General features: G+C 63.0%; 30 protein-coding genes. 21 read left to right on the top strand and 9 right to left on the bottom strand.

Annotation, left to right across the window (positions count from 1 at the left end; all coding sequences use genetic code 11):
* Nucleotides 1-30 precede the first annotated feature (30 nt).
* The gene (locus tag MESOP_RS11555) at nt 31-255 is read right to left on the bottom strand and encodes a hypothetical protein (RefSeq protein WP_013893517.1); all 225 of its coding nucleotides are present in this window, start codon (nt 253-255) and stop codon (nt 31-33) included.
* 325 nt (nt 256-580) lie between these two features.
* Between MESOP_RS11555 and MESOP_RS11550 the strand changes: the two genes are divergently transcribed.
* The 6 genes from MESOP_RS11550 to MESOP_RS11530 all read left to right on the top strand — a co-directional run bounded on the left by MESOP_RS11550 (nt 581) and on the right by MESOP_RS11530 (nt 3,704).
* Entirely contained in the window at nt 581-787 is a 207-nt protein-coding gene (locus MESOP_RS11550) for a cold-shock protein (protein ID WP_013893516.1), read from the top strand.
* Between the two features lie 182 nt (nt 788-969).
* On the top strand, nt 970-1,239 hold the full coding sequence (locus MESOP_RS11545; protein ID WP_013893515.1) for a hypothetical protein: 270 nt from the start codon (nt 970-972) through the stop codon (nt 1,237-1,239).
* Nucleotides 1,236-1,502, top strand: coding sequence for a hypothetical protein (locus MESOP_RS11540; protein ID WP_013893514.1), 267 nt, complete (start codon nt 1,236-1,238; stop codon nt 1,500-1,502). Before MESOP_RS11545 ends, MESOP_RS11540 begins: the two co-directional genes overlap by 4 nt.
* Before the next feature lie 44 nt (nt 1,503-1,546).
* The gene (locus MESOP_RS35575) at nt 1,547-1,684 is read left to right on the top strand and encodes a hypothetical protein (RefSeq protein ID WP_013893513.1); all 138 of its coding nucleotides are present in this window, start codon (nt 1,547-1,549) and stop codon (nt 1,682-1,684) included.
* Between the two features lie 96 nt (nt 1,685-1,780).
* The gene (locus tag MESOP_RS11535; RefSeq protein WP_013893512.1) at nt 1,781-1,999 is read left to right on the top strand and encodes a hypothetical protein; all 219 of its coding nucleotides are present in this window, start codon (nt 1,781-1,783) and stop codon (nt 1,997-1,999) included.
* 139 nt (nt 2,000-2,138) lie between these two features.
* Nucleotides 2,139-3,704, top strand: coding sequence for an EAL domain-containing protein (locus MESOP_RS11530; RefSeq protein ID WP_013893511.1), 1,566 nt, complete (start codon nt 2,139-2,141; stop codon nt 3,702-3,704).
* A 49-nt stretch (nt 3,705-3,753) separates the two neighbouring features.
* On the opposite strand, the gene MESOP_RS11525 is transcribed toward MESOP_RS11530, so the two are convergent.
* A complete protein-coding gene (locus MESOP_RS11525; RefSeq protein ID WP_013893510.1) occupies nt 3,754-4,257 on the bottom strand; it encodes a Kazal-type serine protease inhibitor family protein in 504 nt (167 codons plus the stop codon).
* A gap of 457 nt (nt 4,258-4,714) precedes the next feature.
* Between MESOP_RS11525 and MESOP_RS11520 the strand changes: the two genes are divergently transcribed.
* From MESOP_RS11520 to MESOP_RS11510, 3 genes are all read left to right on the top strand, one after another.
* Entirely contained in the window at nt 4,715-4,927 is a 213-nt protein-coding gene (locus tag MESOP_RS11520) for a cold-shock protein (RefSeq protein ID WP_006202520.1), read from the top strand.
* Nucleotides 4,928-5,226: 299 nt separating this feature from the next.
* The gene (locus MESOP_RS11515; protein ID WP_008877668.1) at nt 5,227-5,439 is read left to right on the top strand and encodes a cold-shock protein; all 213 of its coding nucleotides are present in this window, start codon (nt 5,227-5,229) and stop codon (nt 5,437-5,439) included.
* A 178-nt stretch (nt 5,440-5,617) separates the two neighbouring features.
* Entirely contained in the window at nt 5,618-6,046 is a 429-nt protein-coding gene (locus tag MESOP_RS11510; protein ID WP_013893509.1) for a BA14K family protein, read from the top strand.
* 188 nt (nt 6,047-6,234) lie between these two features.
* On the opposite strand, the gene MESOP_RS11505 is transcribed toward MESOP_RS11510, so the two are convergent.
* The 3 genes from MESOP_RS11505 to MESOP_RS11495 form a co-directional block, all read right to left on the bottom strand.
* Nucleotides 6,235-6,873, bottom strand: coding sequence for an MBL fold metallo-hydrolase (locus MESOP_RS11505; RefSeq protein ID WP_013893508.1), 639 nt, complete (start codon nt 6,871-6,873; stop codon nt 6,235-6,237).
* A gap of 180 nt (nt 6,874-7,053) precedes the next feature.
* Nucleotides 7,054-7,368: a hypothetical protein gene (locus MESOP_RS11500; RefSeq protein WP_013893507.1), complete on the bottom strand. Its 315-nt coding sequence runs from the start codon at nt 7,366-7,368 to the stop codon at nt 7,054-7,056.
* A gap of 145 nt (nt 7,369-7,513) precedes the next feature.
* The gene (locus tag MESOP_RS11495) at nt 7,514-8,407 is read right to left on the bottom strand and encodes a branched-chain amino acid aminotransferase (RefSeq protein ID WP_013893506.1); all 894 of its coding nucleotides are present in this window, start codon (nt 8,405-8,407) and stop codon (nt 7,514-7,516) included.
* A gap of 261 nt (nt 8,408-8,668) precedes the next feature.
* Here MESOP_RS11495 and MESOP_RS11490 point away from each other — a divergent pair, with 261 nt between their 5' ends.
* The 5 genes from MESOP_RS11490 to MESOP_RS11470 all read left to right on the top strand — a co-directional run bounded on the left by MESOP_RS11490 (nt 8,669) and on the right by MESOP_RS11470 (nt 13,681).
* On the top strand, nt 8,669-9,199 hold the full coding sequence (locus MESOP_RS11490; protein ID WP_013893505.1) for a MarR family winged helix-turn-helix transcriptional regulator: 531 nt from the start codon (nt 8,669-8,671) through the stop codon (nt 9,197-9,199).
* The gene (locus tag MESOP_RS11485; protein WP_013893504.1) at nt 9,186-9,905 is read left to right on the top strand and encodes a response regulator; all 720 of its coding nucleotides are present in this window, start codon (nt 9,186-9,188) and stop codon (nt 9,903-9,905) included. Before MESOP_RS11490 ends, MESOP_RS11485 begins: the two co-directional genes overlap by 14 nt.
* Before the next feature lie 27 nt (nt 9,906-9,932).
* Nucleotides 9,933-11,348, top strand: coding sequence for an ATP-binding protein (locus MESOP_RS11480; protein ID WP_013893503.1), 1,416 nt, complete (start codon nt 9,933-9,935; stop codon nt 11,346-11,348).
* Nucleotides 11,349-11,614: 266 nt separating this feature from the next.
* Nucleotides 11,615-12,637 (top strand): glycosyltransferase family 4 protein, encoded by a 1,023-nt coding sequence (locus tag MESOP_RS11475; RefSeq protein ID WP_013893502.1) that lies wholly within the window; start codon nt 11,615-11,617, stop codon nt 12,635-12,637.
* A 123-nt stretch (nt 12,638-12,760) separates the two neighbouring features.
* Nucleotides 12,761-13,681 (top strand): hypothetical protein, encoded by a 921-nt coding sequence (locus MESOP_RS11470; RefSeq protein WP_013893501.1) that lies wholly within the window; start codon nt 12,761-12,763, stop codon nt 13,679-13,681.
* A gap of 1 nt (nt 13,682) precedes the next feature.
* On the opposite strand, the gene MESOP_RS11465 is transcribed toward MESOP_RS11470, so the two are convergent.
* The 3 genes from MESOP_RS11465 to MESOP_RS11455 form a co-directional block, all read right to left on the bottom strand.
* The gene (locus tag MESOP_RS11465) at nt 13,683-14,042 is read right to left on the bottom strand and encodes a tRNA-binding protein (protein ID WP_013893500.1); all 360 of its coding nucleotides are present in this window, start codon (nt 14,040-14,042) and stop codon (nt 13,683-13,685) included.
* A 25-nt stretch (nt 14,043-14,067) separates the two neighbouring features.
* The gene (locus tag MESOP_RS11460; RefSeq protein ID WP_013893499.1) at nt 14,068-14,568 is read right to left on the bottom strand and encodes a type III secretion system chaperone family protein; all 501 of its coding nucleotides are present in this window, start codon (nt 14,566-14,568) and stop codon (nt 14,068-14,070) included.
* 344 nt (nt 14,569-14,912) lie between these two features.
* Nucleotides 14,913-15,215, bottom strand: a complete 303-nt coding sequence (locus MESOP_RS11455; protein WP_013893498.1) for an accessory factor UbiK family protein — start codon at nt 15,213-15,215, stop codon at nt 14,913-14,915.
* 216 nt (nt 15,216-15,431) lie between these two features.
* Between MESOP_RS11455 and MESOP_RS11450 the strand changes: the two genes are divergently transcribed.
* The 7 genes from MESOP_RS11450 (at nt 15,432) to MESOP_RS11420 (ending at nt 21,553) form a co-directional block, all read left to right on the top strand.
* On the top strand, nt 15,432-15,671 hold the full coding sequence (locus MESOP_RS11450; protein ID WP_013893497.1) for a BrnA antitoxin family protein: 240 nt from the start codon (nt 15,432-15,434) through the stop codon (nt 15,669-15,671).
* Nucleotides 15,672-15,808: 137 nt separating this feature from the next.
* Nucleotides 15,809-16,669, top strand: a complete 861-nt coding sequence (gene lgt / locus MESOP_RS11445) for a prolipoprotein diacylglyceryl transferase (protein ID WP_013893496.1) — start codon at nt 15,809-15,811, stop codon at nt 16,667-16,669.
* Nucleotides 16,666-17,754: a class I SAM-dependent methyltransferase gene (locus MESOP_RS11440; RefSeq protein WP_013893495.1), complete on the top strand. Its 1,089-nt coding sequence runs from the start codon at nt 16,666-16,668 to the stop codon at nt 17,752-17,754. Before lgt ends, MESOP_RS11440 begins: the two co-directional genes overlap by 4 nt.
* Before the next feature lie 103 nt (nt 17,755-17,857).
* Nucleotides 17,858-18,652: a peptidoglycan editing factor PgeF gene (pgeF, locus tag MESOP_RS11435; RefSeq protein WP_013893494.1), complete on the top strand. Its 795-nt coding sequence runs from the start codon at nt 17,858-17,860 to the stop codon at nt 18,650-18,652.
* Entirely contained in the window at nt 18,652-19,803 is a 1,152-nt protein-coding gene (locus MESOP_RS11430) for a M24 family metallopeptidase (protein ID WP_013893493.1), read from the top strand. Before pgeF ends, MESOP_RS11430 begins: the two co-directional genes overlap by 1 nt.
* Before the next feature lie 43 nt (nt 19,804-19,846).
* Entirely contained in the window at nt 19,847-20,461 is a 615-nt protein-coding gene (locus tag MESOP_RS11425) for a hypothetical protein (protein WP_013893492.1), read from the top strand.
* Nucleotides 20,462-20,617: 156 nt separating this feature from the next.
* Nucleotides 20,618-21,553, top strand: coding sequence for a ribose-phosphate pyrophosphokinase (locus tag MESOP_RS11420; RefSeq protein WP_013893491.1), 936 nt, complete (start codon nt 20,618-20,620; stop codon nt 21,551-21,553).
* 112 nt (nt 21,554-21,665) lie between these two features.
* Here the strand turns inward: MESOP_RS11420 and MESOP_RS11415 are convergent, their stop codons facing one another.
* Entirely contained in the window at nt 21,666-22,550 is an 885-nt protein-coding gene (locus MESOP_RS11415) for an AraC family transcriptional regulator (protein WP_013893490.1), read from the bottom strand.
* Nucleotides 22,551-22,645: the final 95 nt, after the last annotated feature.

Genomic DNA, 22,645 nt, shown 5'->3' with positions numbered 1-22,645 from the left:
GGTTCCCAGCCCTATCCGTCGTGAGGGCGATCAGATCAGACGATTGGTCTCGGCAACCTGCCTGGCCCGCCTCACGGTGCCATCGGTGTCGGCGATCGTTCGCCGTGCCGCCTCATCGCTTCTGATGGTCAGCCGTGCCGACTTGACGATCATCGGCTGGCCGATGGGGCCGACAGCAATGGCATGTATGGCGGTCGGCTTGATGATCGGATTGACCGCCGCGGTCTTTCCCCTTGAGCTTCTTGTGTAAACCATGGATTTGTCCTCGTTCAGGAGTAAATAAAAATACCTTCGCCCGGGAAATCCCGGTGCACCGTCAACAATTTTTTGAAATATCCTGCAACTGTATCAGAATTATTTGGGTATTTATAGCGATCTATTTTTCATCCAAGGCGGGTGATTTTTATGAATCATCTTGAAGACGCCGCCCAATCGATCTATATAACAGGCATCGTTTGGGCCAGAATTGGCATCTCGCGGCGTCAGAGGTTCTCGACCCGCCAATCTCATACCAAATCATCGATACCGGGCGCGCGGCACATTGGCCGTGCGACGATTTCTCAATCCGCGAAAGACATCCATGAACACCGGAACCGTGAAATTCTACAATGGCCAGAAGGGCTTTGGCTTCATTCAGCCGGCCGACGGCGGCAAGGACGTTTTCGTCCATGTCAGCGCATTGGAGCGCGCCGGTTTCCCGGGTCTCGCCGAAGGCCAGAAGCTGCAATTCGAGTTGGAGCGTGACGCCAAGGGCCGCGAATCGGCCGCCAATTTGCAACTAATCTGATCCGGCCGAATTCGATGAACGCTGACCACGGATGTACTGGCAGCTCTCGAAAGCGGCTTATTTCCAGCGATTGCCGGAAATAGGAAAGCGGGGCTCGTCCCCGCTTTTTTGCTTCCGGATCGCCGTTTCGCATGCGCCGCCCCCCAAGGCGTAAAATATGTAAAAATATCAAGGCCAGGACAATGCCGGACCGCACCACCCGTTCCATCGCCCATTTCACCGCACCGTTCGTGCTCGGCGGGCTGGAGGGCCAATTGCCGGCTGGCGAGTACGACATCGATCACGACGAAGAGCTGGTCGAGGGTATGTCGCGGCTTGCCTGGCGCCGAGTCGCCACCTTCATCCATTTGCCGGCAAGGGCGGTGAAGAACCCGCCCACCAGCCAGCTCGTCGCCATCGATTACCTGGACCTCGAAACAGCGCTGAAGCGCGACCGGGAGAATGCAGCATGATCCGTTTCCAGCCGAATGCGCGGCCGCGCAACGACACCCCCTCGCATCTCTTTGCCGTCGGCCAGACCGTGCGCATGAAAGGCCGTGGCGGCCTCCTCCTCAAGACCGCGGACCTGTTCGAAATCAAGAGCAGGCTGCCGGTCAAGGACGGTTCCCCGCAATACCGCATCCGCAGCGAACACGAGACCCATGAGCGGGTCACCACGGAAGACAATCTCGAACCGGCCGACAATCCGATAGTCGCCAGCAATCCGATTGTCTGAGACCGCGCCAAACGCCAAACCAATACGCATGAGGAGCAGCCAAGATGGCCAAGGGTCAGCAGCGAAGCAATCGCGAAACGCGCAAGCCGAAGAAGGACAAGGTGGTGGCCAAGCCCGCCTCCCCGTTCGGCTCGTCGGTCAAGCAGGCGGAGAACGGCCTGAAGCCGAAGTCCAAGGGTTGACATCCCTGGGGCCCTTCGCATGGCCCCATCGCCCTGCTGTGAGCAGGCGATGAACTGACGCAACAGGCCCATGCAACGCTTGCCACGGAGGCTTGCTTGAACTTCGTCATCGAGTTCTACCGGTCGCGTGACACGGAGGAAGCGACGCTCGACAGGGTGTCGTTGGAGGCAACGACCTTGCGTGCCGCCCTGCAGGGCGCCACCGCGCTGTTCCACAGCCTGGCCATGCCGCAAATTCCCGACCGGCTGCGCATTTCCGATGAAAACGGCAGCGAGCTTTATGCCGGGCCGGCCGATGGAGCCTATCGGGCCTAGACGAGAAGCATTTGCTGCATGACGCCATTAAAGTTGATGTAAGGACGGGGCCATAAGATCCGCCTGAACGGCGGCCGCCAATCGGCGGCCGAGGCATTGTGGGCGGCCCGGCGCGATCGTGGGCCAAGGCAGGAGGCACATGGACAGGTCTCGCATCATCGTGACGGCGGTGGTGCTGGCCTTGCTCGGCGCCATCGTGCCCATCGCGGCGATGTTTCACCTTTCATGGACCCAGGCAGTCGAAAACGAATACGAACGGCTGCACCAGTTCGCCAGCCGCGCCATCGCCAGGGCTGACATGTCGCTCGATGAGGCGAACGATGCGTTGCGGCAGGTCGACCGGTTCAGCGGCATCCCCTGTTCGGCCGAGCACATAGCCCGCATGCGGCAACTTACCATCAACACGCGCACCGTCGAGGAAATGGGCTATTTTGAAAATGGCCTGCTCAAATGCTCGTCGTGGGGACCGACCGAGGGTCGCGTCGCGCAATCCAGGCCGGACTTCGTCACCAGTGACGGCATCGCCGTAACCGCGCGCATGCAGCCGGTGATGAGCGTGGGCCATACGCTGATGGCGCTGCAGTTCAAGCACCACAACGCCCTGGTCGATCCGGTGCGTTTTGCCGACGTCGTCGTCGATCCCGGTGTCCAGATCGCTCTGACGACGAAAACCGGCATCCTGCTCGGCACGCTGAACAGCCCCGACCCGGCGCGGGTTGAAAAAATCGTCGCCGGTCCTGAGGAAGGCATCGACGACGGCCTTTTGTTTGCCACCGCGCGCGGCACCGGCTGGATCGCCGTCGCCACCGAACCGGAAAGCCAGATCCTGGACAGCGTGCGCCGGCAGCAGCTTTTGCTGCTCCCGCTCGGCGCCTTCATTGCCGCCTTCATCATCGGCATGGTTGTCTGGTTGTCGCGACGGCGGCTTTCACCCCTGGGAGAGCTGCAGATCGCCGTGCGCAAGCGCGAGTTCATCGTGCACTATCAGCCGATCGTCGACCTCAAGACCGGCAGATGCGTCGGCGCCGAAGCGCTGGTGCGCTGGAAGCGGCCGGACGGCTCCCTGGTGCGGCCCGATCTTTTCATTCCGCTTGCCGAGGAGAGCGGGCTGATCACCGCCATTACAGACCAGGTGATCGCGCTCGTCGTGTTCGACCTGAACAGCCTGCTGGTTGCCGACCGCTCCATTCACATCGCCATCAATCTCAGCGCGTCGGATGTCGGCACCGAGCGGGTTCTGCCGATTATCGCCGAGGCGCTGCAGCACACCGGGATCCAGCCGCAGCAAATCTGGCTCGAGGCGACCGAGCGCGGCTTTGTGGATATCGAGGCGGCTCGATCGGCGCTCGCGCGTGCCCGCGAACTTGGCCATGCGGTGGCGATCGACGACTTCGGCACCGGCTACTCCAGCCTCTCCCATCTCGAAGGCCTGCCGCTCGATGCGCTCAAGATCGACAAGGCGTTCATCGACACGATCAGCACGAATTCCGCCACCAGTTCGGTGACGCCGCACATCATCGACATGGCCAAGACGCTGAAGCTGACGATCGTCGCCGAAGGCGTCGAAACCCAGGCGCAGGCCGACTACCTCGTCGAACGCGGCGTCGAATATGGCCAAGGCTGGCTGTTTGCGAAGCCCATGCCGGCGGCCGAGTTCATCGCCTATTGCCGGCAGGCGGAGATACGGCCACCTGGCGGACGCTGAGCAGCCGCGTCCTCTCCCGATTCATGGGAGAAGGCGCAAGCCTACGCTTTCAGCACGGCCCGTCACCAACCACACGATAGTCCGCGGCGCGGGCTTCGCAGGCATTGGGGAAGCTGCGCATCTCGCCATGCCGGCGGGCGCAGACGGGGGCGTATTCGCGGGTGCAAAATGTCTGCTCTTCGCCGCCGCCGCCACCGCCGCCACCACCATCGCGGCAGGGACCGTCACGCACGATGCGGTAACCGGCACGGTCGGCAAGGCAGGCATTGGCGAAGGTCTGGCGGTCGCCACCGCGCCGGGCGCAGACCGGCTCGTATTGTTTGGTGCAGAATTGCGGTTCGGGCCGCGGTGGGCGCGGACGCGGCCCCGGCCCGTCATCGACGACGACGGTGCAGGCGGCCAGAAGCCCTGACAGGAACAGGACGGCAAACCCTTGCCTGGAGTAGTCGAACCCCAGTCTGGAGAAGCCAAACCCTAGTCTGGAGAAAAATGACGCCAGAATTTTCATGCTGATCTCTCCCTCGATCCCATCCCTGATGATGATCCTCGCCATTCGTCCTCCAAATGCAACCCCCGTTTGCAGCCCGCACGGAAAACCGCGACGGGAGCCATGGCGGTGATCGGTCGGCGCCGCCGATGTCGCTGGCCTATGCTTGACCGTGGCCGTGGGCCGATGACCCGCCCGGCAACGAGGCCTATTTGCGGCCGATCGACGTTCAGATCGGTCGATTCTTGCGTCGGGATGCGCCCAATGTGGCGGCCCGCGACGCTATCTTGCAACCTTCACGTTTCCGTGCGATAAATTCCGTGTTCGGGCATTTGCGACCCGGAGAGCGGAACGTTTTGGACGACCTTTCCCCGATACTGTGAATCTCTGACGGCCCCGTTTTTCGGCGGGGGGTTTGACCATGCGCCAATGCATGACTGCCGAAAGCAACCACCGGGAACTGCCCTCGACGCCAGTGGCGGGCAGGACCACCAAAGACTGAACGGGTGAAGGAGTTTCCCCAATGGCCCAGACCGGCACCGTTAAATTCTTCAACGCGACCAAAGGCTTCGGTTTCATCACGCCCGACGGCGGCGCCAAGGACGTGTTCGTCCATATTTCCGCGATCGAGGCCTCGGGCCTGCGCACGCTGGTCGATGGCCAGAAGGTCACTTTCGACGTCGAGCCGGATCGCATGGGCAAGGGCCCGAAGGCCGTCAACCTGCGCGCGGCCTGAACCGTCGACGCGTCGCACGTCCCTGCGGATGTGCGAACGAGGCACCAGGGCTTGGCCCTGGGCGTGCAAACAGTTTTTGGAAGGCGCGATGATTTTCGTCGCGCCTTTTTCATGTCGGCGACGCAGCTTGAATGCATGTTGCCCAAAACCGGATCCGGTTTTGGGTCAACGACATGCATCACAACGCTTTAAGTGCCTGTAAAACTTTCTCTTGCCGATGACGCTAAAATAAAGGACAAATTTCCTCTCGGGCATTTGCCGGCCCGAGACTGGAGTTTATGGGATCAAAGGAGCTTCCCATGCCGCAGACCGGCACCGTCAAATTCTTCAACCATGCCAAGGGCTTCGGCTTCATCACGCCGGACGATGGCGCGAAGGATGTCTTCGTCCATATTTCGGCCGTGCAGGCGTCGGGTCTTCCCGGTCTCGAAGATGGGCAGAAAGTGACATTCGACACCGAGCCGGACAAGCGCGGCAAGGGGCCCAAGGCCGTCAACCTGTCGGTCGGCTGAGCCGGCTTCGGATACAGGTCGGATCCCGACAGGGCGGTTCTGCTCGATTCCGAGCGTTTTTCGGATCGATCCGTCGAAATCCGTTCAGCCTCCGTTCAGCCACGGTCGCATATTAGTCTTTGGTAAAGCCGGACCGCATCCCCTGCAAACTGCACGGCCCGGTACGAAGGAGACCAAGATGAACCGAATTTTCAAGACAGCCGTGCTGTCCACCGCCGTTGCCGCCACCATGCTCGCGGCCCTGCCCGCTGCCAACGCGCGTGACTGGCGCCATCACGGCCATCACGGCAATGGCGATGCCATTGCCGCCGGCGTCCTCGGCCTCGCCGCCGGCGCCCTGATCGGTGGCGCGTTGGCCAATGACCGGCCGCCGCCCGACGCTGACCGCTACTACGATGACGGTTACTACGATCGTGACGTCGTGGTGCGCCCGGCCCCGGTCCGCCGCTACTACGCGGAGCCGCGGGTGGTCTACGCCGACCGTTATGCCGAACCGTGGACGCGTGACTGGTACGAGTACTGCTCCGACCGCTACCGCAGCTTCAACTCGCGTACCGGCACCTTCACCGGCAATGACGGCGAGCAGCATTTCTGCACCGCCAACTGAGTGCATGTCGCCCAAAAGTGCGCAGCGGTTTTGGGATAACGACTTGCACAAGATAGAATTTCAAAGCGCGAAAGCGCTTTAGGGCTTCCCTGCCCCACAAAAAAGCGCTGGCTGCATGGCCGGCGCTTTTTTGTTGTGTTGCCGCTTCGGAACTTTCTGAGGTCGGCTCGGATCCAGTCCGAAGGATTTCAAGTCAGGAACGGATTGGTCCTGCGCTCTTCGCCAAAACGGCCGCCGGGGCCATGGCCGCAGATGAAGCCGATATCGTCGCCGAGCGGCAGCAGCTTGTCCTTGATCGACGCGATCAGCGTCGCGTGGTCGCCGCCCGGCAGGTCGGTGCGGCCGACCGAGCCGCGGAACAGCACGTCGCCGACATGGGCGAACTTGGCCGCGCGGTTGTAGTAGACGACATGGCCAGGCGCATGACCCGGGCAGTGCAGCACCTCGAACACATGGCCGCCGAACGACACGGTCTCGCCCTCGGTGAGGAACCGGTCGGGAACGCAATCGCGCGAACCATCGATGCCGTAGCGCCTGCCCTGGTTCGCCAGATTGTCGAGCAACGGCTTGTCGGCCGCATGCGGACCGATGATCTCGATACCGAGCGCCTCCTTCAAGTCCATCGCGCCGCCGGCGTGGTCGATGTGGCCATGGGTGATCCAGATCGCCCCGGCCGTGATCGCATTGTCCTTCAGCACCGCCAGCACCTTGTCGATGTCGCCGCCCGGATCGACGACGACGCCACGCTTGTCGTCCATGTCGAACAGGATGGTGCAGTTCTGCTGGAACGGTGTGACCGGCACGATGCCGGCATTGAGCTGACCCATGATCGTCCTTTCGCTATCTCGGCCGTCATGTAGAGGCAGCGGCGAAGGGCGTCCACCCTCGAGGGGACGAACAGCCAGTCACTTCAACGACAGAAATGGCACTTCAACGACAGAAATGGCGCTTCAAAAACAGAAATGGGCGGCCGAAGCCGCCCACTTGGCCAGTCCGAGATGACAGGCTTATTTCTTCATGGCGCCCATGACCGCGCCAAGTATGCCGGTCAGGATCGCGCCGCCGCCGGCGCCGCCGACGATGTTCTGCAGGTTGAGCGCGCTGCCGAGACCGCTCGTTGCCGCCGCTGCCGCTGCCGGATCGACCGTGCCGCCGAGCAGGCTGCCGAGGATCGCCGCACCGCCGACACCGCCAATGGCGCCGCCCAGGATTTTGGGAAGCTGACCCATCGCTGCCGTCTTGAGCGCCGCACCGACCGCCTGACCACCGATGATGCCTGTAATCACCTGTATGATGATCGGAAGAAGCGTGTTCATGTCCATATGATTAGTCCCTCCATAGCTGCCAGCCTCCCGGGCCGACAGCATCATGAGACGCCGAATTGGACGAAAGTCAAATGCAGAAACGCTGAAATAAAAGGGGCGGCCCGAAAACCGCCCCTACTTGCGCGAAAAGCTGTGAGTTTCGTTATTCTGCGGCTATCGCGTGCTTCGGCTGAACCGCAACAGAATAGTCGTTCATGAGATTCTTGGCGATTTCACCGACCTCGAATCGGTAAGGTCCGATCTCCGAAACCGGCGTTACTTCCGCCGCCGTCCCGGTCAGGAAACATTGCTCGAAGCCCTCGAGCTCTTCCGGCATGATGGCGCGTTCTATGACCTCAAGGCCGCGATCCTTGGCCAGGCCAATGACCGTGCGGCGGGTGATGCCATCGAGAAAGCAGTCGGGCTTGGGTGTATGGATCTTGCCGTCCTTGACGAAGAAGATGTTGGCGCCGGTTGCTTCCGCGACTTGCCCGCGCCAGTCGAGCATCATGGCGTCGGCATAACCCTTGGCCTCGGCGGCGTGCTTGGACATGGTGCAGATCATGTAGAGGCCGGCGGCTTTCGACTTGGACGGCGCCGTGCGCGGGTCGGGCCGGCGCCATTCCGCGACGTCGAGACGAATGCCCTTCAGCTTCTGCGCCGGATCGAAATAGCTCGGCCACTGCCAGATGGCGATGGCGCAGTTGATGCGGTTGTTCTGCGCCGAAACACCCATCTGTTCGCTGCCGCGCCAGGCGATCGGCCTGACATAGGCGTCCTGGAAACCCTGCTTCTTCAAGAGTGTGGTCGAGGCGTCGTTGAGCTCGGCGACCGAATAGGGAATCTTGAAGCCGAGCAGGCGCGCCGATTCATGCAGGCGCTCGGTATGCTCGTTGAGCTTGAAGATCTCGCCGCCATAGGCGCGCTCGCCCTCGAAGACGGCGCTGGCATAGTGCAGGCCGTGCGTCAGCACGTGGATCTTGGCGTCGCCCCACTGGACGAACTCGCCGTTCATCCAGATGAAGCCGTCCAGTTGGTCGAAGGGAACGGATGCCATGGTAACCTCCCGCGGACCGTGGCCCGCATATCGTTAGTGTCGTTGCGTGTTCTTTTTGGCCGTGCCATGTGTTTGGAGACGCCGGCCGGTGTCTCGAAGCGTAAGCGGATATTCACGCTCTGGCAAACTCAGGAAGTTCCGGAAAAACCGGCTTGCCTTGCCTTTTCGTTCGCAATCCGCCCAAAAGCTTGTCAAAAATTACCATTGCAGGGAAATTACGTCAATAGTACTGACATAATATCCCTTTCCCATGGAGAAATGATGACGGATCGAAGCCACGCAGGGAAACCGATCAGGACCGCGATCTCCGACGAGGACGGCATCGACTTCGCCATCATCGAGCTGTTCTTCTTCGCCTATCGCGACTTCACCTCCGATCCCGATCAGATCCTGGCAGATTACGGCTTCGGCCGTGCCCACCACCGGGTGCTGCATTTCGTCAACCGCAGGCCGGGGCTGACGGTCGCCGAACTGCTCGATGTGCTCAAGATCACCAAGCAGAGCCTGGCGCGCGTGCTCAAGCAACTGATCGACACCGACCATGTCGTGCAATTGCAAGGTCCGCGCGACCGCCGCCAGCGCGAACTCTATCCGACGGCCAAGGGCCGGGCGCTGGCTCTGGCCCTGGCGCGGCCACAGTCGCGCCGCATCCGTGCTGCATTGGAAGATTCCGGAGCCACCGAACGGACCTTGGTGGAACGCTTCCTCGAAGCGATGGTCAATCCGGAACTGAGAGCCCAGATCGACGTTGGGTCCGCAAAAATGTCAGGGAAAAGCCATGGAGAGCACTGAGAGGGTCGATCAGGCGGCCGCACCGGACGACGACGCGCCGCATCTGCTTGTGGTCGACGACGACACCCGCATCCGCAATCTTCTGAAGCAATATCTCACCGAGAACGGCTTTCGCGTCACCGTTGCCGGCAATGCCGACGAAGCCCGGCGCAAGCTCGCCGGCCTCGATTTCGACCTGCTCGTGCTGGACGTGATGATGCCCGGCGAAAGCGGCGTCGATCTCACCAAATCGCTACGCGCCGAAAAGAACGTGCCGATCCTGATGCTAACGGCGCTGTCGGAGACAGACAGCCGCATCTCCGGACTGGAGGCCGGCGCCGACGACTATCTGCCAAAACCCTTCGATCCGCGCGAGCTGATCCTGCGCATCAACAACATCCTGCGCCGCGGCGGCCCGGCGACGACGCCCAAGGTCGAACAGCTGGTCTTCGGCCCCTACACCTTCCAGATCGCCCGTCGCGAACTGAAGCGCGGCGGCGAGGCACTGAAGCTGACCGACCGCGAGCAGGAGATCCTGGCGATCTTTGCCGCGCGCGCCGGCGAGACCATTCCACGCCACGAACTGGTCGGCGACGATTCGGAGGTCGGCGAGCGCACCATCGACGTCCAGATCAACCGGCTGCGCCGCAAGATCGAGCGCGACCCATCCAACCCGGTCTGGCTGCAGACCGTGCGCGGTATTGGGTATCGGCTCAGCGTGGAATAGAGTACCGGCGGCGGATGAAAAGAGCCAATGGCGACCACGGAACTGGAACAGCCGGAAAATGACGGCTTGAGCGCACGCGCCACGCGAACTCTCAAGACGGTGCCGCGCATCTGGAACCGGTTCTGGCGGCTCGTTTCGCTTTACATGCCCAAGCGCCTCTATGCGCGCTCGCTGATCATCGTCATTGCGCCGATGATCCTTCTGCAATCGGTCGTCGCCTTCGTCTTCATGGAGCGTCATTGGGCGACCGTGACGCAGCGCCTGTCGCAGGCCACGGTGCGCGACATCGCAGCCATCATCGATCTGATCGAGACCTATCCGCACGATGCCGACTACGCCAACATCATCCGCATCGCGCAGGACCGCATGCAGTTGAAGGTCGACCTCTTGCCGCCCGACCCCCTGCCGCCGCCTGGGCCGAAGCCCTTCTTCTCGATCCTCGACGACGTCCTCTCGGCCGAGATCACCCGCCAGATCAACCGCCCGTTCTGGATCGACACGGTCGGCAATTCCAACATCGTCGAGGTGCGCGTCCAGCTCGAGGGCAAGGTGCTGCGCGTCTTCGTGCGCCGCAGCCAGGCCTATGCCTCGAACACCCACATCTTCCTGATCTGGATGGTCGGCACCTCGCTGGTGCTGCTGATGATCGCCATCCCCTTCCTGCGCAACCAGATCCGGCCGATCCTGACGCTTGCCGAAGCCGCCGAGAGCTTCGGCAAGGGCCGGCCGATGCCGCGCGATTTTCGCCCGCGCGGAGCCGAAGAGGTTCGCCGCGCCGGCTTTGCCTTCATCCAGATGCGCGAGCGCATCGAGCGCCAGATCGAACAGCGAACCGCCATGCTGACCGGCGTCAGCCATGACCTGAGAACCATCCTCACCCGCTTCAAGCTGCAGCTGGCACTGGCCGGCGGCAAGGCCGAGACCAAGGCAGCCCTCAACCAGGACATCGACGACATGCAGTCGATGCTCGAAGGCTATCTCTCCTTTGCCCGAGGCGAGGCCTCGGAAGACCCGGGACGCTTCGACCTCGAAGCCTATTTCCAGAAGCTCGGCGAAGAAGCGGCCCTGCGCAAATGCAAACTGTCGACGACGCTCGTCGGCGATCCGACCGTGCATGTGCGGCCGAATGCCTTCGCCCGACTGTTGTCCAACGTCATCGGCAATGCCTTCCGCTATGCCAAGACGGTGGAGGTCAACGCCAACCACGGCCGTGGCTCGCTTGTCGTCACCATCGACGACAACGGCCCGGGCATTCCCGACGGCAGGCGCGAAGAGGTGTTCAAGCCCTTCGTGCGGCTCGACGAGGCCCGCAACCTCGACGCCAGCGGCACCGGCCTCGGCCTGTCGATCGCCCGCGACATCGCCCGCAGCCATGGCGGCGACATCACCCTCGACGACAGTCCGCTCGGCGGATTGCGGGCCGTGATCAAGGTTCCGGCCTGACCGCGGCACGATCCCGGAAAGTAGAACCGGGTTTTTCTCGGACAAACGGAAATCGTTTGCCCAGTCGGAAGGCTGCTTCATCCGCCCGTCATGAAATCATGATTAAGAGCGCGCATGAAACGCGCGACTACACTTGATTCGTCCTTGCCGCCTCACTTCGATCCCGTACCCGCCAAGGTGCGCTGGAGCCAAGCGCGGGCAGCAGGCGGGTCGCCGTTCCGGCATCGTCTCAAAGCAACCGTCGACCTTTCCAGCAAAGGGCCGCCATGCGCATCTTGATGGTCACCGACGCCTGGCGCCCGCAAGTCAACGGCGTCGTCCATACGCTGGAGCGGCTCACCGAAACCCTGAAATCCTTCGACGTCGCGGTCGATTTCCTGACACCCAACATCTTCCGCACGCTGCCCTTGCCGACCTATCCCGACATCAGGCTGGCGCTGACCACGCCCGGCCACGTCGCGCGACTGATCGATGCCTACAAGGCCGACCACATCCACATCGTCACCGAAGGGCCGCTCGGCATCATGGCGCGGCGCTATTGCCGCAATGCCGGCCGGCCGTTCACCACCAGCTACCACACGCGCTTTCCTGAATATCTCAGCGCCCGCCTGCCGGTGCCGGAGAGCTGGGCCTATCGCTGGCTGCGTGATTTCCACAATTCCGGCCAGGGCACGCTGGTCGCCACCCAGTCGCTCGCCGACGATCTTTCGGCCCGCGGCTTCAACAAGCTGCGGCCGTGGACGCGCGGCGTCGACACCGACCACTTCCGCCCGGACAAGCGCAAGGACCTCGGCTTTCCCGGCCCCGTCTTCCTCTGCGTCGGCCGCGTCGCCATCGAAAAGAACCTTTCCGCCCTTCTCGACCTCGACCTGCCAGGCAGCAAGGTGATCGTCGGCGAGGGGCCGGAACTCACCAAGCTCAAGGCAAGGTACCCGCAGGCGCATTTCCTGGGCCACCGCCCCAATGACGAACTGGCCGAGATCTATGCCTCGGCCGACGTCTTCGTCTTCCCCAGCCGCACCGACACCTTCGGCAACGTCATCATCGAGGCGCTGGCCAGCGGCACGCCGGTCGCCGCCTATCCGGTGACCGGACCGATCGACATCGTCGGCGACGGCTTTGGCGGCGCGGTCTCGAACGATTTGCGCGAGGCAGCGCTTGCCGCCCTCAACGTCGACCGGGCTCAGGCTCGAGAACGCGCAATGCGCTACAGCTGGAAGGCTTGCGCCGAAATGTTCCTCGACGCGGTCGAGGAGGCACTGGGCAGGACGCGTAAGCTGGCGGCCTGATGGAGCTGGCGCGCTGCGATGCATCGCGATCGTGCGCGGCGGGCTTCGATCTCCGCGAGCGCGCTTCTTGCGAGAGCTTGTGCAACCGTTCCGTGCGGTTCATTATTGTGCGCGTGTGGGGGATTGGCGCCGATTTCAACGCTGGACGAGTTGCCTGCCGTAACGCCGAAGCGCCGCCTGTTGCGCATCGGCAAGACCGTCGCGAGAGTGTTCGGCTATTGCCGTGCGAACGCCTGGCCACTTTTCGTGGCCGCCTGGTTTCCCTGCTTCCTGACGACGCTCTGTCTGATTGTGCTTGCTTTTGTTCTCTTTGCCGATCCGAGACAGGCGCCCACCTGGCTTCTATCGCGAGGCTTTGACCCCAGGACTTGGCTTTCCGCCATTGTTGCCGCGCCGTTCTCGGCAATGGTCTTTGCGTTCGTTCTGGATCGCATGGCGAACGCGCCCGAGCCCGGCCGTGTCGTTGTTCGGCGCGGCATTGAGAGCGTCAAACACGTTGCGATCCCGGGCATGCGCCTTGAGTTCGGTCAGCGGATTCTTGTGGCTGCGTTGCTGCTCGCTGTCGTCCAGCTCCTTTGCGGCTTTGCCGTCGCCAGTGAGCACGGACTGCTCGTTGCCGGCCTGATGGCCACACGTGACCTACCGCTCAGCCCCGAGGATGTCGCGCCTTGGGCATCGGCGATAGGAGTCTTCAACGTGTTCGCTGGCGGTATCGTACTAGCCTGGACATATCTGTTCGTCGGCGACTTTCTCTGGACGGGATCGTTTGATCCAATCGGGTGCTGGCGTGCACTCAATGGCAATCATCTGCGTTTCGTCGCCATTATGTTCTTCGTTCTCGCGACAGTCGCCATACTCAAATATGGGCTGGTCTTGGCCGCAGGCTTGATCCTGATTCCCGCGGATGCCACGGCGCCCTCCTTCTTGAACCTCATGCTGATGCATTTCGGCCTGGCATGGCCGTTCGACCTCCTGCATCTCGTGCTCTCAGCCGCAACGGTCGGAACCATTCTCGGCGCGTTCCGGCCCCAGACTGCTCGCTAATCTAGAACAGCCGCCCGCCGTCCGGCACCTTGCGCTCGATGGCGCCGAGCACCACGGCGCCCTCCTCGTCGGGAAAACCCAGCGTCAGCACTTCCGACATGAACGGCCCGATCTGGCGCGGCGGGAAATTGACCACCGCGAACACCTGCCGGCCTACAAGCGTTTCCGGCGTATAGTATTTGGTGATCTGCGCCGACGACTTCTTGATGCCGATGTCGGGCCCGAAGTCGATCTTCAGCTTGAAGGCCGGCTTGCGCGCTTCCGGAAACGGTTCGGCCTCGACGATCGTGCCGGCGCGGATGTCGACACGATCGAAGTCGGCAAAACTGATCTGCGGCTTGCGCTCGCTGCTCGAACTCATCTCGGTCTTGTCTGCCTACAGGGGTTCAGGCGTTGCCATAGGTCTCGAACAGCACGCCGGCCAGCGCGTCCTTGGCCGAAGTTCCCGACCAGACGACGAACTGGAACGCCTGGAAATAGCATTCGCAGGCTTCCAGCGCCGAGGACAAGAGCACCTCGACCTGCTGGCTCGACGGTTCGACCCCGCCGGCCAAAAGCAGCGACTGGCGGAACATGATCGCGCCTTCCTGCTCCCAGAGATCGAAATGGCCGAACAGCATCTGTTCGTTGATCAGCGACAACAGCCGCATCACTTCCAGCGCGCGGGTCTCCGGCACCTTGATGTCGAAGGCGCAGGCCAGATGCAGCGCCTCGAAATCCTCCATCCAGGAGAAGGACACGTGATAGTCGGTCCAGCTGCCGGCAACCGAGATCGAAATCTCGTCGTCGCCGGCCCGTTCGAAGGACCAGTCGTTGTTGTGGGCCACCTGCTCGATAACATCCACCGGGTGGATTTCGCGGGAGAATTCGAGTTCGAGAAGTTCCATGGAATGCTTCCTGTCGTTCTGAGGAGCGCCGCCACACGCTCCGCGGGAGGGCACACACAACGAACAATCTGATCTAGAACTCGGACGGCCAGGACTTTCTTCGCGCAAAAGACTGCTTCTCGACGCAAAGACCCCAGACCGGACCCCACCGCCCGGCCGCATGACCCTGCTCCGAATCATGCAACAAATTCAGTCTATTGATCGGGAGTCGCGTGAACAGCCCAATTTTTCGCACTGCGGCATTCGCATGTGGAAAGGCGCTGTCACAAAGATTCATGCAATGCCGTTAAGCGATTCACGGCAAAGCGCTTTTCAGACTCGCACTATGTGGAAAAGTTTAACGATTATTTTTTTGCGCGAGGCTTTGCCGCCGCCGCCGGTGCGGCATCACCGGCCAGTTCGGCGAGCCTGGCTTCGAGCGATTCAATACGGGCGGCAAGCCGGGCATTCTCGTCCCGGGCCTTGGCGGCCATCTCGCGCGCGGCCTCGAATTCCTCGCGCTGCACCACATCCATCGTGTTGAGGATACGCTCGGCCTGGCCCTTGAAGGCGGTCTCGACCTCGCGCCGAACGCCTTGCGCGGCACCCGCGGCATCGGTCATCAGCTTGGCGAATTCATCGAGAATGCGGTTCGGTCCGGTCGACATGGCAAATCCTCGGTTGCTGAAATTGACGTAGTGGCGCGGCGCGCCGAATGCAAGAAGGTTGAGGGCTGGTGCGGCCTCTGCGTTGCTATGGCGCATGGCAATGCCCTGCCTGTAAGAAGCTCTCAGGCAGCGCAAAAGCTGTACTTGAGGGCTCCAGATCGCCTATTGTGTTCTCATCTCCTATCACGTCAAGCACATCTCAGTCAGGGTCAATCAATGGCAACGCCCCCGCGCCGACCGACAAATCCGATGGCAGCCGCCGAAGCCGCCTTCAAACCGGTGAAGAAGCCGGCACCGCCAATTCGCGAAGCTTCCTCCGCGCCGAATGTCCGCGAGCTGGTTTCGATCCGGATCGACCGGGCCGTGCTCGATCATTTCCAGGAAGATGGCCCCGGCTGGCAGGACAGGATCAACGACGCGTTGCGGCAGTTGGTGGCCGCCAAGCCTCGGGATTGAGCGCACCGCCTGCACGGCGCGATGGGCCTGCAAGGGTGATCCGATCCGACTTTTGACGCCGACCACCTTGCCTTGACCCTGCCAAAACCCTGCCGCATGGTCCGCGCCCAAACGCGTTCGCAACCGAGAGTTCCCCGTTGAACGAATATTTCCTGCTGCCGCTGGCCTCGCTGCCGTTTCCCAACATCAACCCGATCCTCATCCAGATCGGGCCGCTGGCGGTGCACTGGTACGGCGTCGGCTACATCGTCGGCATCCTGTTCGCCTGGTGGTACGCCAAACGGCTCGCCGCCAACCCGAAGCTGTGGCCCGACGGCATCCTGCCGATGAAGCCGGACGACCTCGACGACTTCATCGTCTGGGCGGCCATCGGCGTCGTGCTCGGCGGCCGCACCGGCTACGTCCTGTTCTACGACCTGCCGCGCTACATTGCGCATCCACTCGACATCTTCGCCGTCTGGCAAGGCGGTATGTCGTTCCATGGCGGCCTGCTCGGCGTCATCCTCGCCATGACGCTGTTTTCCATCAAGCGCGGCATCCGCACCTGGTCGCTGTTCGATGTCGTGGCCGCCGGCGTGCCGGTCGGCCTTGGCCTGGTGCGCGTCGCCAACTTCATCAATTCGGAACTCTGGGGCCGGCCGACGGACGTGCCCTGGGCAATCGAATTCCCCAATGGCGGGCCGTTTGCCCGCCATCCCAGCCAACTCTACGAGGCCCTGCTCGAAGGCGTCGTGCTGTTCCTCGTGCTGCGCATCCTCACCCATTCGCGCCTCAAGCTGAAGACGCCGCGCTTCGTCGGCGGTGCCTTCATCTGCGGCTATGGCCTGTCGCGCATCTTCGTCGAGTTCTTCCGTGAGCCCGACCAGCAACTCGGCTACCTCCTCGGCACCAATTGGCTGACCATGGGCATGATCCTGTCGACGCCTATGGTGCTGGCCGGCATCTGGGCAATGGCAACCGCCAAGCCGGTGACGCAAGCAGAGCCGCAGGCGACATGACGCGGCTGAAGACCCGCATCGTCGACCTGATCGAGGCGACGGGCCCGATCCCCGTCAACGAATATATGGCGCTGTGCCTGTTCGACCCCGCGGACGGCTACTACACGACGCGCGAGCCCTTCGGCGCCGCCGGCGACTTCATCACCGCGCCCGAGATCAGCCAGATGTTCGGCGAACTCGTCGCCGTCTGGCTCTACCAGGCCTGGGCTGCGATCGGCCGGCCGATGCCGGTAACCATCGCCGAGATCGGTCCCGGCCGTGGCACGCTGATGAAGGACATGCTGCGCACCTTGTCACGGCTCGAACCTGACCTGGCCAACGGCGCAGCCTTCGCAATGGTCGAGACCAGCCCGCGCCTCGCCGAGATCCAGAAACAGACGCTTAGCGCGACGCCCTTCGCGGTTGGCTGGCACGAAACAATCGACACGCTGCCACGGCAGCCGCTGCTGATCGTCGGCAACGAATTGTTCGACGCCGTGCCCATCCGCCAGTTCGTCCGTGCCGGCTCCGGCTGGCGCGAGCGCATGGTCGGCCTCGACGACAAGGACGAACTTTGCTTCTTCGCCGGCGCCGGCTCGGTCGACCCGACGCTGCTCCCCGCCGACGCCGGCGAGGCACCACAAGGTGCGATCGCCGAAGTGGCACCGGCCCGCTCCGCCCTGATGGCAGCCATTGCCGCGCGCATATCCAGTCATGGCGGCGCCGGACTGTTCCCTGACTATGGCCATTTGCGGCCGGGTGTCGGCGACACGCTGCAGGCCCTGCGCAAGCACAATCACGAAGATGTGCTGGCCAATCCCGGCGAAGCCGACCTCACCTCCCACGTCGATTTCGCCGCCCTTGCCGCAATCGTGCGTGCGCATGGCCTCGACGCCCATCTGTCGAGGCAGGGCGATTTCCTGCTCGGCATGGGCATTCTCGAGCGTGCCGGCCGGCTTGGCGCCGATGCCGGCCAGGCGGCGCGTGACAAGATCGCCAGCGATGTCGAACGCCTCGCCGGCCCGCAGGCGATGGGCGATCTGTTCAAGGTGCTTGCCATCGTCCCGCGTGGCGTCACCATTCGCCCCTTCGCCACGGCGGATTGACTTTTCACCGTTACCCCTCCCAATCTCCCGTCCGGCAAAAGAGCGGTGGAACCGCCGGTCGCTTTTTCTTGACGAAACCGCCCACACGGACAACAACGCCCACATGCTGAATCAGACCAAACCGGATCCCATTCGGTCGCCGCTGCTGGACAAGGCGCAGGCACAGGGCATCCGCCATGGCTATTTCACCCGCATAGGCGGCGTTTCGACCGGCATCTACCAGGGCCTCAACATTGGCACCGGGTCGGATGACGACCAGGCGCTGGTGGCCGAGAACCGCTGCCGTGTCGCCGCCTGGATGGGTGTGCCGCCGAACCATCTGTTGACCGCCTGGCAGGTCCATTCGCCCGACGTCATTGTCGCCAGGGAACCCTTTTCCGGCGAGCGGCCCAAGGCCGACGCCATCGTCACCGACCAGCCGGGCATCGCCATCGGCGCCTCGACCGCCGATTGCGGCCCGGTACTCTTCGCCGATATGGACGCGCGCGTCATCGGCGCGGCGCATGCCGGCTGGAAAGGCGCCTTCACGGGCGTGCTCGAAAACACCATCACCGCCATGGAAGGCCTCGGCGCCCGGCGTGAAAACATCATTGCGGTGCTCGGCCCCTCGATCGGCCCCGAAAACTACGAGGTCGGGCCGGAATTCGTCGCCCGCTTCGTCGAGGCCGATGCGGAAAACACCGGCTATTTCGCGCCTTCGGCACATGCCGGCCACGCCATGTTCGACCTCAACCGCTACACGGTCGACCGGCTGGCCAGGGCCGGCGTAAAGGCTGAGGGCCTCGGCCGCTGCACCTATGCCGAGGAAGATCTGTTCTATTCCTACCGGCGCACCACGCACCGTGGGGAATCCGATTACGGCCGGCAGGTTTCGGCCATCGTTTTGGAGAAAGAATAATGGCGCTGCATTTTGAACGATCGGAATTCGACGCGCGGCGCGACCGGCTGATGATCGAGATGGCCGAAAAGAAGCTCGACGCCATCCTGCTGTTCGCGCAGGAAAGCATGTACTGGCTGACCGGCTACGACACGTTCGGCTTCTGCTTCTTCCAGTGCCTGGTGGTGAAGGCCGACGGCTCGATGGTGCTTTTGACCCGCTCGGCCGACCTGCGCCAGGCACGCCACACCTCCATCATCGACAACATCGTGCTGTGGACCGACCGCGACGGCGCCAATCCGGCGGTCGACCTGCGCAATCTGCTCAACGATCTCGACCTGCTCGGCGCCCGCATCGGCGTCGAATACGACACCCACGGCCTGACCGCCTTCAATGGCCGGCGGCTCGATGAGCAATTGCAGACCTTCGGCCAGATCGCCGATGCATCCGGCATCGTCGGCCGGCTGCGCCTGTTCAAGAGCCCGGCCGAGGTCGCCAAGGCCGAGAAGGCCGCCAATCTTTCCGACGACGCGCTGGACGCGGCCTTGCCGCTGATCAAGCAGGGCGGCGACGAAGCCCTGATCCTGGCCGCCATGCAGGGTGCGATCTTTGCCGGCGGCGGCGATTATCCGGCCAACGAGTTCATCATCGGCTCCGGTATCGACGCGCTGCTCTGCCGCTACAAGGCCGGCCGCCGCAAGCTCACCAAGAACGACCAGCTGACGCTGGAATGGGCCGGCGTCTTTCATCATTACCATGCGCCGATGATGCGCACGGTGCTGACCGGCAAGGTCTCGAAGCGCCATCAGGAACTGTTCGACGCGGCCCGCGCGGCCCTTCTTGCCGTCGAAAAGGCAATGACGCCGGGCAACAGCTTCGGTGATGTGTTCGACGCCCACGCCCGCACCATGGAAGCGCATGGCCTGACCAAGCATCGGCTGAACGCCTGCGGCTACTCGGTCGGCGCCCGCTTCACCCCGTCCTGGATGGACATGCCGATGTTCTACCAGGGCAACCCCGAGCCGATCGCGCCGAACATGACGCTGTTCGCCCACATGATCATCATGGATTCCGAGGCGGAGACGGCAATGACGCTTGGCCGCACCTATCTGACCACCGAATCCCAGCCGAAGCCGCTGTCCCGCCATGATCTCGACTTGATCGTACAGTGAATCCATAATGGGAGGCGTTCTTCGCCAAGGAGTTAGAAGGCAAATGAGACGATCGCATGTGACGACCGTGTCATTGCTTGTGGCATTGGCTCTTGCCGCCTGCACCAACGCAAAGGACGTTCTCGAACCTTCCGCCATCACCCCGCCGGCGGGCTCGGCGCCGGGAGCGCAAGGCGCGGCCACTGTTCCAGCGCCGTCATCGACGGCCACCGCCGCCGCCGGTGCTCCTGCAACCACTGCCGCGCCGCTCACGTCGACCCAAAGCGCTGCCATCCTGTCGAAGACACGCCTGCAGATCGCGCCGATCGTCGGCGCTTCGGTGGAAGCCGCCACGCCGCTGACGGCCGAACTGCAGACGCGGGCCAAGCAGCGTGGCATCACGCTGGCCGGCAGCCAGGATCAGACCGCAACCCATGTGCTCAAGGGCTATTTCTCGGCGATCTCCGAAGGCAAGGACACCACTGTCATCTATGTCTGGGATGTCTACGACCCGGCCGGCAACCGGCTGCACCGCATCAATGGGCAGATGAAAGCGCCTTCGGTCAATTCCGGCGGCAGCGCCGACGCCTGGAAAGCGGTGGCGCCGGCCACCATGCAGGCGATCGCCGACCAGACGATCGACCAGTTCACGGCGTTTCTCGGCGGCAAGGCCGGCTGAGGTGTTGCCCGCCAGTGAGGAGCGTGAAGTTTTCCTAGGCTTAGCCGGCGGATTCCCCATCTCGGCGCTTGCAATACCGGCGCGGGCCGCTAAAAGCCCGGTTAAAAGGTGCAGGAGAGTCTGTCCGGGTTCTCCATCCTCCACCAGGAACGGTGCATGAAACTCTTCGCGGGCAATTCCAACAGGGTGCTGGCCGAAGCGGTCGCCCGCTATCTCAACATCCCGCTGGGCAAGGCCACGGTCAGGCGCTTCGCCGACCAGGAAATCTTCGTCGAAATCCAGGAAAACGTACGCGGCGAGGATGTCTTCATCCTGCAGTCGACTTCGTTTCCGACCAACGATCACCTGATGGAACTGCTCATCATGATCGATGCCTTCATGCGTTCGTCGGCAAAACGCATCACGGCGGTCATCCCCTATTTCGGCTACGCCAGGCAAGACCGCCGCGCCTCCGGCCGCACCCCGATCTCGGCCAAGCTGGTCGCCAACATGATCACCCGTGCCGGCGTCAACCGGGTTTTGACGCTGGACCTGCATGCCGGCCAGATCCAGGGCTTCTTCGACATTCCGACCGACAACCTGTTTTCGGTGCCGGTGATGGCCCGCGACGTGAAGGCGAAATACAAGCAGCTCGGCAATGTCGTGGTGGTGTCGCCCGACATCGGCGGCGTGGTGCGGGCCCGCGCGCTGGCCAAGCGTTTCGACGCCCAGCTCGCCATCGTCGACAAGCGCCGTGAGCGCCCGGGCGAATCGGAAGTCATGAACATCATCGGCGCGGTCGCCGGCAAGGACTGCCTGCTGATCGACGACATCGTCGATTCCGGCGGCACGCTGTGCAATGCCGCCGACGCGCTGCTGGCCAACGGCGCCACCAGCGTCACCGCCTACATCACCCATGGCGTGCTGTCGGGCGGAGCGGTTGCCCGCATTAGCGGCTCGAAGCTGCAGGAACTGGTGATCACCGATTCCATCCAGCCGACGCAGGCCGTGCTCGACGCGCCCAACATCCGCGTCATCTCGATCGCCGACCTGATGGGCGAAGCTATCTCGCGTACCGCGACCGAGGAATCGGTGTCGAGCCTTTTCGATTAAAGTAATTCCAGGAAAAGTGTGAAACGGTTTTCCGTCCGGAATTACGTCAAAACAAAGAGTTAGAGCAGTTCACCGTTTCCGTTGAACAGTAAACTGCTCTAGACCGCTGCCGCTACGGCGCCGGGCTTCCCAGCCGAACCGGGCCCGGAAGGCGACGAGCGACCTCCACGTTTTCGCGCGCGCCGCGCATATAGCCGCGCGGCGAGGTGCCGAGCATCCGCTTGAACATGGTGATGAAGGCCGGCACGCTGTCATAGCCCAGGTCGAGCGCCACCCTGGTGATCGGCTCGCCATCGGCGAGCCTCGGCAGCGCGGCGAACAGGCAGGCCTGCTGGCGCCATGTCGACAGCGACAGGCCGGTCTGGCGCTGGAAGGCGCGGGTGAAGGAGCGGCGGCTCATGCCGGCGGCATCGGCCCACTCGTCGATCGTCGCGTGCGGCGAGGGCGCGGCGACGAAGCGCCGGCAGAGCGCCGCCAGCCTCGAATCGGACGGGAACGGCAGCCCGAGCGGCCGCTCCGGCAAGGTCGGGATTTCGTGCAGCAGCAGGTTCATGATCAGCCCGCCGCGCCCTTCCAGCTCACCGCCCTGCGGCAGCTTTTCCGATTCCACGATCAGGCTGTGCATCAAATCGGTGACGCCGACGACGCGCAACCCTTCCGGCAGTCCGGCGATCGCGCCTGGCATGACATAGACCGAGCGCATCGAGACATCGCCCAGCATTTCGACGGAATGCTCGGTGCCGGCCGGAATCCACATCGCATGGTCGGGCGGCACCATCCAGCGCCCGTGCCGCGTCGTCACCAGCACGACGCCGACCAGCGCATGCAGCAACTGGCTGCGGCTGTGGCGGTGCTGGGGCACGTGGTAACCGTCGGGATATTCGGTCGGCAAGGCCACCGCCGGCCCGGCCACCTGCTCCAGCCACTGCCAGCGGCTTTCGTGCAATTTGCCGAGGTCGGTATTGCCGGCGCGAAAGATTTCCCTGCCATGCGGCATCTTGTATGGCCCACTCGCGAAACTATTGGACCAAACCACGAAAGAAGTCGCGCGGCAAGCAGCTTATAAGGCAACCGTCCCTAAGGCGGCCGCAG

Origin of the sequence: Mesorhizobium opportunistum WSM2075 (assembly GCF_000176035.2) — a bacterium.
Classification (GTDB): Bacteria; Pseudomonadota; Alphaproteobacteria; order Rhizobiales; family Rhizobiaceae; genus Mesorhizobium; species Mesorhizobium opportunistum.
This window is presented reverse-complemented; position numbering and strand designations above follow the sequence as displayed.

What these genes read in the sequence shown, in the direction of transcription:
- MESOP_RS11440 (WP_013893495.1), top strand. Translation starts at nt 16,666, where the DNA reads ATGACGCGGCTGAAGACCCGCATCGTCGACCTGATCGAGGCGACGGGC.
- MESOP_RS11450 (WP_013893497.1), top strand. Translation starts at nt 15,432, where the DNA reads ATGGCAACGCCCCCGCGCCGACCGACAAATCCGATGGCAGCCGCCGAA.
- pgeF (WP_013893494.1), top strand. Translation starts at nt 17,858, where the DNA reads ATGCTGAATCAGACCAAACCGGATCCCATTCGGTCGCCGCTGCTGGAC.
- MESOP_RS11485 (WP_013893504.1), top strand. Translation starts at nt 9,186, where the DNA reads ATGGAGAGCACTGAGAGGGTCGATCAGGCGGCCGCACCGGACGACGAC.
- MESOP_RS11420 (WP_013893491.1), top strand. Translation starts at nt 20,618, where the DNA reads ATGAAACTCTTCGCGGGCAATTCCAACAGGGTGCTGGCCGAAGCGGTC.
- MESOP_RS11430 (WP_013893493.1), top strand. Translation starts at nt 18,652, where the DNA reads ATGGCGCTGCATTTTGAACGATCGGAATTCGACGCGCGGCGCGACCGG.
- MESOP_RS11415 (WP_013893490.1), bottom strand. Translation starts at nt 22,550, where the DNA reads ATGCCGCATGGCAGGGAAATCTTTCGCGCCGGCAATACCGACCTCGGC.
- MESOP_RS11515 (WP_008877668.1), top strand. Translation starts at nt 5,227, where the DNA reads ATGCCGCAGACCGGCACCGTCAAATTCTTCAACCATGCCAAGGGCTTC.
- MESOP_RS11520 (WP_006202520.1), top strand. Translation starts at nt 4,715, where the DNA reads ATGGCCCAGACCGGCACCGTTAAATTCTTCAACGCGACCAAAGGCTTC.
- MESOP_RS11525 (WP_013893510.1), bottom strand. Translation starts at nt 4,257, where the DNA reads ATGGCGAGGATCATCATCAGGGATGGGATCGAGGGAGAGATCAGCATG.
- MESOP_RS11510 (WP_013893509.1), top strand. Translation starts at nt 5,618, where the DNA reads ATGAACCGAATTTTCAAGACAGCCGTGCTGTCCACCGCCGTTGCCGCC.
- MESOP_RS11465 (WP_013893500.1), bottom strand. Translation starts at nt 14,042, where the DNA reads ATGAGTTCGAGCAGCGAGCGCAAGCCGCAGATCAGTTTTGCCGACTTC.
- MESOP_RS11540 (WP_013893514.1), top strand. Translation starts at nt 1,236, where the DNA reads ATGATCCGTTTCCAGCCGAATGCGCGGCCGCGCAACGACACCCCCTCG.
- MESOP_RS11455 (WP_013893498.1), bottom strand. Translation starts at nt 15,215, where the DNA reads ATGTCGACCGGACCGAACCGCATTCTCGATGAATTCGCCAAGCTGATG.
- MESOP_RS11555 (WP_013893517.1), bottom strand. Translation starts at nt 255, where the DNA reads ATGGTTTACACAAGAAGCTCAAGGGGAAAGACCGCGGCGGTCAATCCG.
- MESOP_RS11550 (WP_013893516.1), top strand. Translation starts at nt 581, where the DNA reads ATGAACACCGGAACCGTGAAATTCTACAATGGCCAGAAGGGCTTTGGC.
- MESOP_RS11530 (WP_013893511.1), top strand. Translation starts at nt 2,139, where the DNA reads ATGGACAGGTCTCGCATCATCGTGACGGCGGTGGTGCTGGCCTTGCTC.
- MESOP_RS11460 (WP_013893499.1), bottom strand. Translation starts at nt 14,568, where the DNA reads ATGGAACTTCTCGAACTCGAATTCTCCCGCGAAATCCACCCGGTGGAT.
- MESOP_RS11545 (WP_013893515.1), top strand. Translation starts at nt 970, where the DNA reads ATGCCGGACCGCACCACCCGTTCCATCGCCCATTTCACCGCACCGTTC.
- MESOP_RS11490 (WP_013893505.1), top strand. Translation starts at nt 8,669, where the DNA reads ATGACGGATCGAAGCCACGCAGGGAAACCGATCAGGACCGCGATCTCC.
- MESOP_RS35575 (WP_013893513.1), top strand. Translation starts at nt 1,547, where the DNA reads ATGGCCAAGGGTCAGCAGCGAAGCAATCGCGAAACGCGCAAGCCGAAG.
- MESOP_RS11495 (WP_013893506.1), bottom strand. Translation starts at nt 8,407, where the DNA reads ATGGCATCCGTTCCCTTCGACCAACTGGACGGCTTCATCTGGATGAAC.
- MESOP_RS11475 (WP_013893502.1), top strand. Translation starts at nt 11,615, where the DNA reads ATGCGCATCTTGATGGTCACCGACGCCTGGCGCCCGCAAGTCAACGGC.
- MESOP_RS11500 (WP_013893507.1), bottom strand. Translation starts at nt 7,368, where the DNA reads ATGGACATGAACACGCTTCTTCCGATCATCATACAGGTGATTACAGGC.
- MESOP_RS11505 (WP_013893508.1), bottom strand. Translation starts at nt 6,873, where the DNA reads ATGGGTCAGCTCAATGCCGGCATCGTGCCGGTCACACCGTTCCAGCAG.
- MESOP_RS11480 (WP_013893503.1), top strand. Translation starts at nt 9,933, where the DNA reads ATGGCGACCACGGAACTGGAACAGCCGGAAAATGACGGCTTGAGCGCA.
- MESOP_RS11425 (WP_013893492.1), top strand. Translation starts at nt 19,847, where the DNA reads ATGAGACGATCGCATGTGACGACCGTGTCATTGCTTGTGGCATTGGCT.